Genomic DNA, 10,013 nt, shown 5'->3' on the forward strand with positions numbered 1-10,013 from the left:
GCAGCCTGATCTTGTCCGACAGGCTCAACCCGATCACTCTCAGACGCCAGATGTCAGATCAAATACCAACTACTACAGTTCCGCACCTCTCGCTCTCGATACCATGGGACGGATCTGAGTAGAGGTTACGCTCATAGATGCGCTCAGTCCCGCCATAGCGGTCATACTGATACTCGCTGTAGGAAACCTCGGTGCCGGTCACGCACCCACCCAGCAATGTTGCCACGGCGATCACGGTAGCAGCGGGGGTTACTCGTCTAGACCAGCTCAACATGGGAGCCTCCCTGTGTACGCAGGCGACACCAACAGGCATCGCCCCATACCAATAGAGAGGGTCGTGCGGCACCCGTGAACCGTATCTGAACGGCTCAGCTATCATCACAGGTTCGGTAAACGAGCCTGTGGATGGGGACGCTCGCCTCAGTTGGCGTTCTCAGCCTATAGCGGCTTCAACTGGAGTGGGGTCTTTGCCGGCTCCTGCAGAAGCCCTCACGGCTTCCCAGTTAGCCAACCGATCCACCCGCTCATTTTCTGGGTGCCCGGCATGACCCTTCACCCACTTCCAGGTGATCGTACGGCCAACCATGGCAGCATCCATCTGCTGCCATAGGTCCTGGTTCAGCACAGGCTTGCCGTCTGCCTTACGCCAGCCTTTGGCCTTCCAGCCCCGGAGCCATTCGGTCGCGCCCTTGATCACGTACTGGCTGTCACTGTGGATCACAATGGGCAGATCCTTGGAGACAGCTTCAAGGGCCTTAATGGCTGCCGTCATTTCCATCTTGTTGTTCGTCGTGGATCGATCTCGGCCAACGATAATCTGCTCTTCACCTGCAATGGTGATCACAGCAGCGTATCCGCCTGGGCCAGGGTTTCCCAGGCATGCGCCGTCGGTGAAGATAATGGCTTGGTTGGTCATATGGATTTCTCGATAGGTTCGTTAGGAAATGAATTGCCCCAGTGAGCAAACTGGAAGGGCATAGAGCAGGGGAGGCTTTAAGATACCCTGACCGGATGCCAGCAATCCACAGGAGCGATTTCGCCAAAAGACAAAGCCTGTCGGGAGGAGTCTCAAGCAGCTATCGTGAGGTAGGGCAGGAAGACTGTTTTTAGCGAGTTACAGTCTTGCGTGGTATGGTCGGAAAGAAAGGGTTGCCTAAGGGGACGTGATGGACGATCAAAGGAAGGAACTTCGCAAGCTCATCGCACAACTCCGGCCCGTTCAAGGGGTTCGTTCGACTACGCGCGAGTATCGCAACTTGGACGAACAGAATGATGCAAGGACTGTCTTGGAGGCAGCCGGCCTTCAGTTCACGAGCCTACGTCACAGGGGCGAGGGAAGAGACCCACCTGACTGTGAGGTGGAGATCGACGGTGTTCGTTGTGGGATTGAACTGACTGAGTTCGTCCACAGGCGAACGCTGGAGAAGTCCATCAAGACCCACAAGACTGATAGTCGACATCGCTACTATCATGAGTGGACCCGAGAGGAATTCCTTGCGCAACTCCGAGAGGAAATTTCGAAGAAAGACCGGCCGAGGGATCTGAAAGACGGTCCTTGGCAGCGGTATTTCCTTATCTTCTGGACGGGGGAGATGCATTTAGGAATCGAGGAGCTAACGGACCTCCTTGATGGTGTTGTATTTGAGTGCGAGCTGATCACAGATGCACTCATGGGGTTGGACTACCACCCAGGCCGGGGATACCCAGCTATTCGCATTCCAGTGGTCAGGAAGCTGGCAGTCACCCGATGACTATGAGTCGTTAAGACGAGGAGCTTTCTGGGTTGCTTTGAAACTAAGAGGGTGAACAGTAGTCCAACCGGCTGAATGCATGTCTGTGGGCAAGAACCCTTTTGCACAGACAAGTGCTCGCAGGGCAGTTTTAGCTGGGCCATTTGTCAAGGTTGATCCTCAACGATGAAATTTCACCGACGCCGAGTGGTCAGTGGCCATTCAAGCGCTTCAGTGTCTCCAGGAGCCGCGTGCCAACCTCTATAGCGTGCTCTGCTGCGTCTGGATCAACATCAAGGCCGTGTGAGGCTTGGTTCATCGCTTGCAATGCGACCTCAAACTCACCCACGCCTTCCAGGGCGATTCCATCCCGCTCCACCTCCTGGAGCATAGGACCGATTCCTATGCTGCTAGTGCTTCGGCCACGTGCTTGCAGCAGCAAGCGCAACTCGCGCTCGATCTCAATCCGGAGCTTCACAGCCGACATGAAGGGGAATTCACGGGCGAGCTCCTCGGCAGTCGGCAAGTTGCCTTGAAGCTGACTTGGAAGCGAGGGGGAGAGCCGATACTCAGCAACGCCCATTGGTTTGGCGGAGTCGCGCAAGGCATACTCCACCACTACCGCATTCTTTCCCTTGCAGAGGATGATCCCAATGCTCGGCCCGTCAGTTTCGTGACGAAGCTGATCGTCGACGGCTGAGAGATAGAAGTTCATCTTGCCGGCGAACTCCGGCTTGAACTCCTCGATCTTGAGTTCGAGAACAACAAAGCAGCGTAGGCGCAGATGGTAGAAGAGCAGATCGAGGTAGTAGTCCTGGCCACCCACCTGAAGCGGATATTGGCTGCCGACGAACGCAAAGCCTTTGCCCAGTTCAAGGATGAGCGATCGGAGGTGGTCCAGGAGGCTGCGCTCGAGTTCCCGCTCAGACATGTCTGGACCGAGTGCCAAGAAGTCGAAGCTGTAGGGATCCTTGACCAGCTCCCTGGCGAGCTCTGACTGGGGAGCGGGCAGGGTCCGCTCGAAGTTGGTGATGGCTTTGCCCTGGCGATGGTACAGACCACTCTCGATCTGGTGGACCAGGATGTTGCGGCTCCAGCCATGCTCAATGGCCTGACGGGCATACCAGAGACGCTCTGCCGGATCCTTCACGGCTTCGACAAGGCGAACATTGTGGCCCCACGGCAATCGTGCAACAACCTGTTGCACGATCTCCCGATCAGGATAGGCCTCGGCGAACGCCCGCATATATTTGAGGTTTCGCCCCGAGAGGCCAGTCATCTCCGGGAATGCACGTCGCAGATCTTCGCCGAGCCGTTCGATTACGCGAGCGCCCCAGCCTTCTGTCGCCTGCCGGTCGAGGATGTCACTGCCGATGCTCCAGTAGAGAAGGATCAGCTCCTGGTTGACCGCGACCGCGGCTCGAAGGCGGGCGGCACGGATCCGCTCCTTCAGCTCACTCAGAAGTGCTGTGTATCCGTTGAGTTCCGGTGTCGGAGGTGTACGCACCATGGCATGACTTTAGCAGAGGGAAGGGAGAATCGCTGTAGCCGAAAGCTGTTACTTTTTAGCCCCTGAGCCAAGCTGATATTCAACTATATAACATTTTGGCATAATAAGCATTTGGCAAGAAGTCTGCTGTCGCTCTGCAGGATGGCGGCACAAACCCTCTGGTATGATAGCGGTTCGGCGGCCATCGAAAATTACGACGAGGATTTCGCGGGAACGCGGCCCATAAAAATTGCCACGGATGAACGGCCAAGGTTCGCTTGTGTGGTTCAGCCTCCTTGAACCGCATACGCCCTGGCTGAGGATCCACCCGATTTCCTTGGCTGGGGCTCCAATCGCCCTCAGCCGGAGGTCTGTCACGACCCTTCGGTGAGGGCGTCTTGCTGTCCGCCCAGCGATAAGGCTCCGTTAACCATACTCGCGCGACGATAGATGGCGTGATCAAGACTGGGGGAACTGGCATGAATGTCGTGGTTTTTGCTTCCCGCAAGGGAGGTTCTGGAAAGAGCACCCTTGCCGCACATCTCGGGAGCTATATGGCGGAGCATTCTCGGCCGACGCTCCTGATTGATGCGGACCCGCAGGGATCTTTGGCCCTTTGGCACCGGGTTCGGGGCTCACGGGATCTTCCGCTGAATGTGGGCACCAAGCATCTCGCGGCCACCTTGGCGAAGGCGCGGCGCGCCGGGGCTGAATGGGTCCTAATCGACACGCCACCCAACGCGGAAGCTCCCGTGACTGAGGCGATCTGGCACGCGGATCTTGTCGTGATTCCAATGCGCGCCGGGCTGTTCGATGTCGACGCCATTCAGGCCACGATCAAAATGTGCCGTGACCTCAAGAAGCCTTATGCAGTGGTAATCAACGCTGCCCCGGCCAAGAACGGCTCGGAGGATCAGAGTGTTGCGGATGCCCGCGGGGCGATGCAGGCGCTCGAGGTTCCGACTTGGAGCGGTCAGATTACACACAACCCCGACCTGTCACTCGCCCTGGCCCATGGAGTTGGTGTGAGCGAGTTCAGCATCGGGTCGTCCGGATCGGAGGAGATCGGCAGCCTCTGGCGAGCGCTCACAAGGAGCTTTGAGGCGATGAAGGCCATGTCGAGCACCCAGGCTCAATCTGCATAACGAGTTAATGTCGTCTGCCGAAATCGCCAGTTGCAGGACCTTGGTGCAAGGTAAGTTTTCGGGCGCACCGATGAGTTTTTATTAGGTGCGTCCATCCAAAACCCAACCGAAGACCTCATGGTAGGTGATCGCCGCAAAGATGAGCGGGACGATGACCGCGAAGATCCATAGCGCGTGCGACACGATGATCGTCACCACGACATCGAACACGGCATTATCGTAGCCGCGGAAGGTACCGACCGCCCGTTGCGCCTTGAACTCTTTGATCCGGCCGATCGGCGCGAGGACCGGGTTGACGGCCACGTAGCCCCTACGATCAGGCTTGAGAACCGTGTCCTGCCCTGCTCCAGATGACGCCGATAGAGCACCAGATGGTGTCGTACGGGCGAACGGGCATCCGGCATCGGGTGGGCCTTCCCCTACTCAGGTTTGCCTTTCTGGGGCGTCTTCTCCATCTCGCGCATCATCGCCTGCTCGATCTCATCAAGGTTGACCTTGAGGGTTTCACCGCTGGTCTGAGCCTTGGACCGGGTCGTTGGGACCTGCCTCGCCTTGGGCCGGTTGATGGGCAACCGCGCCCAGGCAGGAAAGCGGCCTTCCAGAGTATCGATCAGACTGTTGAGCGCCGCATCCGACAGTGGGATATCCGGAGCCTCAGCAAGGCCGTGAAGCGCAAGGGATTGGTTTGTGTAGCGAGGATCTGCCGTAACCTCAGGCCCAAACCACTCTGGCGGACGGAATGCCCCCGCCTCTTCTTCAGAAGCGAATTCCATGGTGACGAGGTGCAGGACACCGGGCCGGAGGATCTCGTCGACCAGGGCCTGACCCTCGCTGATCGGCACGGCTGTCCGGGTGTAGTCGACCTCACCGGCACAGACATCGAGCAGCGCATGAGCATGGGCCACCGGGATGTCGGTCTGGTCCTCGGCCTCACCGTCAGGCCCAACCGTCTTGAGGATCAGCAGGCCTTTGTTCTCCTCAAGCCGAACCCAGGAGGAGCGATCGCGCCGCTCGGGGAAGAAGCCCTCGACGTGACGCAGTCCGCCCCTTTCGCGCTGGATCAGGCGAGCGAAGGATGGAGCAAGCAGAAAGCGGCGGCGAACAGTCATGAAACCCCAGTGAACATAAGGGATCGAGGACGCTTGTCTTTGGTACATGGCGGAGGAAGGAGGAGGCAACCCTGAACCCTAAAATATGGTTTCCGCTCGGCCGCTGGCCTTAACCCCAAGACTTCTCCTTCTCCGGATCTGGCGTTGGGTCATGTACTCTCTTTTAGCGGAACAGGGGATCAGTGTAGGTTTGCTGGAGATCCGCAACTGATGCCCAACCACAGTGTGAGATGCGCTCGACCCAGCAAGCCTGAGTGAAGATGCAAAGATGCGTTGATCATCTAAGGGGCATACCCCGAGTACAGGCTCGTCACCAATGAGAGCGAGGTGCACACAAACGACAACGCCCTGACAGAGTTAGCCGTGCGGAGCTCACTGTCAGGGCGCTTTGTGTGATGCCGGTTGCAACACCACGCCACCACTATGCGCCATAAACGCTATAGGTGCAACCGAACGAAGCGCCCTGGCGAGAGGCTGAGCAACAGACCTCCCACCGAATACGACACAGATGTGTGGGAATCCGCCGACGAGGGTCAATTCAATTGGCGGACATCGATGGTCTGGAGGATGCATGCTTCGCGCTCAGCGCGGCATCATCAAACTGAGAGATTGATTAGGAGAACATGGTGAATGCCTGGTTCATGCGCTTCACTCGTAGCATGCGATAAGAGCACCCGAGCATGCGCCAAGTCATATTGCCGACTGCTCCTTAGAGTGGCTTTGGCGAAGTTTCGCGGCCGCGATCTGAGGGCGTGAAGCTCACTTGGGCAGGACCTCGTAAACAGAGTGCGGGTCGCACTCGTTCTTGCGGGCTGCGCACTCGTCAAAGGACCGGATGTAGTCCTCGCATTGGGAGGGGCTGGCAGCCTGCGGGGCTTCCGAGCATCTGGAATAAGCCTGCTGCACGATTGCGGCGACATCGGATGGATTGGACGCGTCTTGCGGCAATGTCTCCGTGAGCTTCTGGTGCGCAAGGATGAGAGAGGCTGGGCCTCCGAGGATGGCGAGTGCTATGAAGCCATGACGGATCTTTCGCATTGGCGTACCCCGGACCTTGATGGTTAAGGCGAAGTTAACCGATACTCACTGAAATGGAAGCGCGTAACATCCTAGCCTAAGTGGTGCCTTTCATCCTGAGGAAACGAACAAATGGCTAGACGCCCGGAGCAAGAGGACGAACAACCTGAGGCCAATGGGGCTGCCAGTACGCCGCATCTCGACAGGCTTGAGAAGCTGGCTAACGCCGCGGCCAATGCCGCGCAGGCAAAGCAGTGGCGGGCGCGCAAGAATGGTCTGCAGCAGCAGGACGAGCCCTCAGAGGTGCGCAACCTCTCGCACAACGCAGAGGCAAGGGCACAGGCTGAAGAAGCGATGCGGCAGATGATGGCAAAGCCACAAAGCAAACGGCGTGGGTAATGACGATCTTGCAATCATCAGTCGACGCTATCTCGGCTATCTGAGCGGCAGGGAACGAGTTAAGGGGCTGTTAGGTCCTTGCTCGCCATGGTCCCGCTACCTTGCCTATGCCGATGGAAGACCAGGATTAAGACGGAGTTTCACCATGTCAGAACCCAAAGCAGCCAAGAAGCCGAACCCGGCCCTGATGAAGCCGCTGCAGCCCTCAGCCGAATTGGCCGCTGTGGTCGGTTCTTCCCCGCTGCCCCGCACGGAAGTCGTGAGCAAGGTGTGGGAGTATATTAAGTCCAACAATCTGCAGAACCCCGAGAACAAGCGCGAGATCCTCGCTGATGACAAGCTTCGGGCTGTCTTTGGTGGCAAAGACAAGGTGAGCATGTTCGAGATGAACAAGCACTTTGCTCAGCATCTCTCCTGAGCGGGCACAAAAACAGGCCCGCTCCGCCAGCTTTCCGGTGGGGCGGGTGTCGCTTCAGCCATCCTGTCTACGGCTCCCGGCTAGACCGCCTCCTTGAGTTCCTTGGCGGGTCGGAAGGCGATCTTCTTGGAAGCCTTGATCTTGATGGGCTCACCAGTCTGCGGGTTGCGACCCATACGGGCAGCCCGCTTGCGCACCTGCAGGATGCCAAGGCCAGTCAGGCGGATCTTGTCGCCCTTCTTCAGGCTCTTGGCGATCATCTCAATAACTTGCATCAGCATCTCGTTGGCTTGGCGCTTGGGGAACTCATGCGCTTCCGACAACTGCTCGGCGATCTGGCGCAGGGTCAGGGTCGCGCCAGCCGAGGTGCCAGCGGACTTCTTCGCCGCCTTAGGGGTGGCTTTGGGTGATGCCTTCGATGTGGTGGCCTTCGTAGACCTCCTGGCTACGACGCCGGCAGTTCCGGCCGCTTTAGCTGGTGCCGACTTCGATGTAGTCGCTTTGCGGGCCGGTGCTTTCTTAGTTGTCGTCTTGGTTGCAGCTTTCGCCATGGGTGAAACCCTCCTGATGAGCCATAATGCTAGCGATCATTCGATGGGCAGAGTGGTTACCGTACCAGATTGAAATCACCAGAGGGTAATTCCCTCAATATCCATGCCGGAACGAATTCACAGGATCTTGGGGCAGCACAGGATCCTGTGACTGATTGCGCAGCAGGACAAAACGGGCGAGCCACTCCTGTGGTGAGAAGGGCAGGGGGTTGAGTTCCGCCGCACAGGTTTGGTTGGTGCGGAACCCGGGCTTGAATCAGGCGGCAAGAAAGAGCTCGCTCTGTTGCCAAGCAGCGCCGGCTCTTCTTCCGTTCGGGCGTGCAGTGGAGATGCGCTCTTGGAATCGTGCTTGAGCTTCCTTGAGCAGACGGCGTTTGCGGGCGAGGGGCTGCGAGGCCGCTGTGGTGTCCTGCACAATAGCAGCCGCTGCCGCGTACAGGTCGGCTGTTGCGGCATCCAGCCCGGGATCTCGCTCGAACAGGACCACCAAGCCTGCCAAGTGCTGTCTGAGGAGCGTTTGAAGTTCGCGAAGGTAGGGCTGATCTCCTCCAAACTCGATAGCCTTCAACATCGGAGAGATCAGTGTCAACTTCTCTTCGATTGTATCGGTGAAACGTGTCTCCGTCATGAGGAACCGTCTCCAGGTAAGAGGGAGCCCGCCCAGTCCTACATCACGCGTGAAAGCATGCGCCTTCATGGTTAACCAACGGTTTCAATGAGTGTCCATATTCCCGAGGTGACATCAAACCGGATCCCCCCTGTGCCTTGGCAGGGTATCTGGGGCTCTGCCTCCGCTGGGCCGCCTCTGTTTCGACGGCCGTTGACGCTTATCGGGAGCAGAGGAGGATGGTGGCGCGGTGTTGCACCCGGCACCGCATGCGCCCTGATTGAAGTCTGGAAGAGGCTTCAGTTGGGGCGTTCTCATTTCGAGAGATGGCGATGTTGCCACCGATTGAGGTGAGGGGATTGGCTCCACACGGGCAAGAGAAATTAGAAAACCTGCAATCCGCTGACAGAACGCGGGGCAGCGGATGTGGAAGGGGATCGTGGTCCTGAGACTTAGCTTGCTAACTTGACGAGCTGCGGCTCCCGCAGCATGTAGCCGCGGCCCCAGACCGTCTCGATGTAGTTCCTGCCGCCCGAGGCCTCCGCAAGCTTCTTGCGCAGCTTGCAGATGAACACGTCGATGATCTTGATCTCAGGTTCATCCATCCCGCTGTACAGATGATTGAGGAACATCTCTTTGGTTAGCGTGCTCCCCTGACGCTGAGCCAGAAACGCTAGGATCTTGTACTCCGTGCCGGTCAGGTTCACCGGGCGTCCTCCGACCTCAGCCTGTTGGAGCCGGGGGTTGACCGTCAGATCGCCGCATTGCAGGACGGCTTCGGTCTGATCGGACGAGCGGCGGATGATGGCCTGCATGCGGGCGATGAGTTCATCCTTGTGAAACGGCTTGGTGAGGTAGTCATCGGCACCATAGCCGAGGCCCTTAACCTTGTTCTGGATACCGTCCAGGCCTGAGAGGATCAGGACAGGCGTGCTCACCTTGGCAAGCCGCAGCTGTCGCAGGACATCGTAGCCTGACATGTCCGGGAGGTTGAGGTCGAGCAGGATGATGTCGTAGTCAGGGAGCCGGCCGAGATCAATGCCGTGCTCGCCCAGATCGGCCACGGAGATCCGGACGTCGAGGCGCTGCAGCATGAGCTGAATGCTCTGAGTGACAGAGATGTCATCCTCGATCAGCAACACCCGCATCTCACCACCTCTCGGAGACCTCAGCTAATGTGAGGGAAGTATGGTCAACGAGGAGTTAACGCCGGCGGAAGGGTAATGCTTTTAATGCGCTGACCCTGTTCTAGTGCTCAAGAGTGTTAGCCGGCTAAATAAGTTCGCATAACAAACATTTTGACAAGAAGTCTGTAACCAGTGCCGTGGCAGGGTTCTCCTACAGGAGGATCTCATGCGGACCAATCAGCGCCTGGCCCAGCTGTGGCTCGATGCACTCGCCACGGAGCTGGGTGCCGCAGCCGGTACCATCGACACCTACACCGATGATCTCAATTGCTATCTCACCTGGTTGAGCGAGAAAAGCCTCGGATTGGACGATGTTGGGCTTGAGCAGGTCCGTGACTACATCGCCGGTCTCGATCAACGC

12 protein-coding genes and 1 pseudogene are annotated in these 10,013 nt (G+C 58.0%); 5 read left to right on the forward strand and 8 right to left on the reverse strand.

Translation table 11 applies throughout. The features are described 5' to 3' along the window. Nucleotides 1–433 precede the first annotated feature (433 nt). On the reverse strand, nucleotides 434–916 hold the full coding sequence (gene rnhA, locus JQC81_RS31045) for a ribonuclease HI (RefSeq protein WP_203275631.1): 483 nt from the start codon (nucleotides 914–916) through the stop codon (nucleotides 434–436). 250 nt (nucleotides 917–1,166) lie between these two features. Here rnhA and JQC81_RS31050 point away from each other — a divergent pair, with 250 nt between their 5' ends. After that, entirely contained in the window at nucleotides 1,167–1,751 is a 585-nt protein-coding gene (locus JQC81_RS31050) for a hypothetical protein (RefSeq protein ID WP_203275632.1), read from the forward strand. 190 nt (nucleotides 1,752–1,941) lie between these two features. On the opposite strand, the gene JQC81_RS31055 is transcribed toward JQC81_RS31050, so the two are convergent. Then, nucleotides 1,942–3,240 carry a PDDEXK nuclease domain-containing protein gene (locus JQC81_RS31055; protein ID WP_203275633.1) on the reverse strand — a complete coding sequence of 433 codons (1,299 nt, stop codon included), beginning with the start codon at nucleotides 3,238–3,240 and terminating at the stop codon, nucleotides 1,942–1,944. Between the two features lie 458 nt (nucleotides 3,241–3,698). On the opposite strand from JQC81_RS31055, the gene JQC81_RS31060 reads away from it, so the two are divergent. After that, the gene (locus tag JQC81_RS31060) at nucleotides 3,699–4,364 is read left to right on the forward strand and encodes an AAA family ATPase (protein ID WP_203275634.1); all 666 of its coding nucleotides are present in this window, start codon (nucleotides 3,699–3,701) and stop codon (nucleotides 4,362–4,364) included. Nucleotides 4,365–4,445: 81 nt separating this feature from the next. Here the strand turns inward: JQC81_RS31060 and JQC81_RS31065 are convergent, their stop codons facing one another. The 3 genes from JQC81_RS31065 to JQC81_RS31075 all read right to left on the reverse strand — a co-directional run bounded on the left by JQC81_RS31065 (nucleotide 4,446) and on the right by JQC81_RS31075 (nucleotide 6,511). Further along, the gene (locus JQC81_RS31065) at nucleotides 4,446–4,667 is read right to left on the reverse strand and encodes a hypothetical protein (protein WP_203275635.1); all 222 of its coding nucleotides are present in this window, start codon (nucleotides 4,665–4,667) and stop codon (nucleotides 4,446–4,448) included. Nucleotides 4,668–4,783: 116 nt separating this feature from the next. Then, nucleotides 4,784–5,473, reverse strand: a complete 690-nt coding sequence (locus JQC81_RS31070) for a CYTH domain-containing protein (RefSeq protein ID WP_203275636.1) — start codon at nucleotides 5,471–5,473, stop codon at nucleotides 4,784–4,786. 759 nt (nucleotides 5,474–6,232) lie between these two features. Further along, nucleotides 6,233–6,511, reverse strand: coding sequence for a hypothetical protein (locus tag JQC81_RS31075; protein ID WP_203275637.1), 279 nt, complete (start codon nucleotides 6,509–6,511; stop codon nucleotides 6,233–6,235). A gap of 111 nt (nucleotides 6,512–6,622) precedes the next feature. Here JQC81_RS31075 and JQC81_RS31080 point away from each other — a divergent pair, with 111 nt between their 5' ends. Next, nucleotides 6,623–6,889: a hypothetical protein gene (locus JQC81_RS31080; RefSeq protein ID WP_203275638.1), complete on the forward strand. Its 267-nt coding sequence runs from the start codon at nucleotides 6,623–6,625 to the stop codon at nucleotides 6,887–6,889. A 145-nt stretch (nucleotides 6,890–7,034) separates the two neighbouring features. Then, the gene (locus JQC81_RS31085) at nucleotides 7,035–7,307 is read left to right on the forward strand and encodes an SWIB/MDM2 domain-containing protein (RefSeq protein WP_203275643.1); all 273 of its coding nucleotides are present in this window, start codon (nucleotides 7,035–7,037) and stop codon (nucleotides 7,305–7,307) included. A gap of 80 nt (nucleotides 7,308–7,387) precedes the next feature. Here the strand turns inward: JQC81_RS31085 and JQC81_RS33640 are convergent. The 3 genes and pseudogenes from JQC81_RS33640 to ctrA form a co-directional block, all read right to left on the reverse strand. After that, nucleotides 7,388–7,711, reverse strand: a pseudogene (locus tag JQC81_RS33640) (HU family DNA-binding protein); the annotation flags it as partial. Between the two features lie 403 nt (nucleotides 7,712–8,114). Then, the gene (locus tag JQC81_RS31095) at nucleotides 8,115–8,555 is read right to left on the reverse strand and encodes a hypothetical protein (RefSeq protein WP_203275640.1); all 441 of its coding nucleotides are present in this window, start codon (nucleotides 8,553–8,555) and stop codon (nucleotides 8,115–8,117) included. A 362-nt stretch (nucleotides 8,556–8,917) separates the two neighbouring features. Further along, nucleotides 8,918–9,613: a response regulator transcription factor CtrA gene (ctrA, locus tag JQC81_RS31100; protein ID WP_203275641.1), complete on the reverse strand. Its 696-nt coding sequence runs from the start codon at nucleotides 9,611–9,613 to the stop codon at nucleotides 8,918–8,920. Nucleotides 9,614–9,818: 205 nt separating this feature from the next. On the opposite strand from ctrA, the gene JQC81_RS31105 reads away from it, so the two are divergent. Next, on the forward strand, nucleotides 9,819–10,013 hold a 195-nt coding region (locus JQC81_RS31105), incomplete at its 3' end, for a site-specific integrase (RefSeq protein ID WP_203275642.1).

The organism is Microvirga arabica (assembly GCF_016811235.1).
GTDB classification, from domain to species: domain Bacteria; phylum Pseudomonadota; class Alphaproteobacteria; order Rhizobiales; family Beijerinckiaceae; genus Microvirga; species Microvirga arabica.

Excerpts from the sequence above, each read along its gene's own strand:
- rnhA (WP_203275631.1), bottom strand. The coding sequence starts at position 916 with ATGACCAACCAAGCCATTATCTTCACCGACGGCGCATGCCTGGGAAAC.
- JQC81_RS31050 (WP_203275632.1), top strand. The coding sequence starts at position 1,167 with ATGGACGATCAAAGGAAGGAACTTCGCAAGCTCATCGCACAACTCCGG.
- JQC81_RS31055 (WP_203275633.1), bottom strand. The coding sequence starts at position 3,240 with ATGGTGCGTACACCTCCGACACCGGAACTCAACGGATACACAGCACTT.
- JQC81_RS31060 (WP_203275634.1), top strand. The coding sequence starts at position 3,699 with ATGAATGTCGTGGTTTTTGCTTCCCGCAAGGGAGGTTCTGGAAAGAGC.
- JQC81_RS31070 (WP_203275636.1), bottom strand. The coding sequence starts at position 5,473 with ATGACTGTTCGCCGCCGCTTTCTGCTTGCTCCATCCTTCGCTCGCCTG.
- JQC81_RS31075 (WP_203275637.1), bottom strand. The coding sequence starts at position 6,511 with ATGCGAAAGATCCGTCATGGCTTCATAGCACTCGCCATCCTCGGAGGC.
- JQC81_RS31080 (WP_203275638.1), top strand. The coding sequence starts at position 6,623 with ATGGCTAGACGCCCGGAGCAAGAGGACGAACAACCTGAGGCCAATGGG.
- JQC81_RS31085 (WP_203275643.1), top strand. The coding sequence starts at position 7,035 with ATGTCAGAACCCAAAGCAGCCAAGAAGCCGAACCCGGCCCTGATGAAG.
- JQC81_RS31095 (WP_203275640.1), bottom strand. The coding sequence starts at position 8,555 with ATGAAGGCGCATGCTTTCACGCGTGATGTAGGACTGGGCGGGCTCCCT.
- ctrA (WP_203275641.1), bottom strand. The coding sequence starts at position 9,613 with ATGCGGGTGTTGCTGATCGAGGATGACATCTCTGTCACTCAGAGCATT.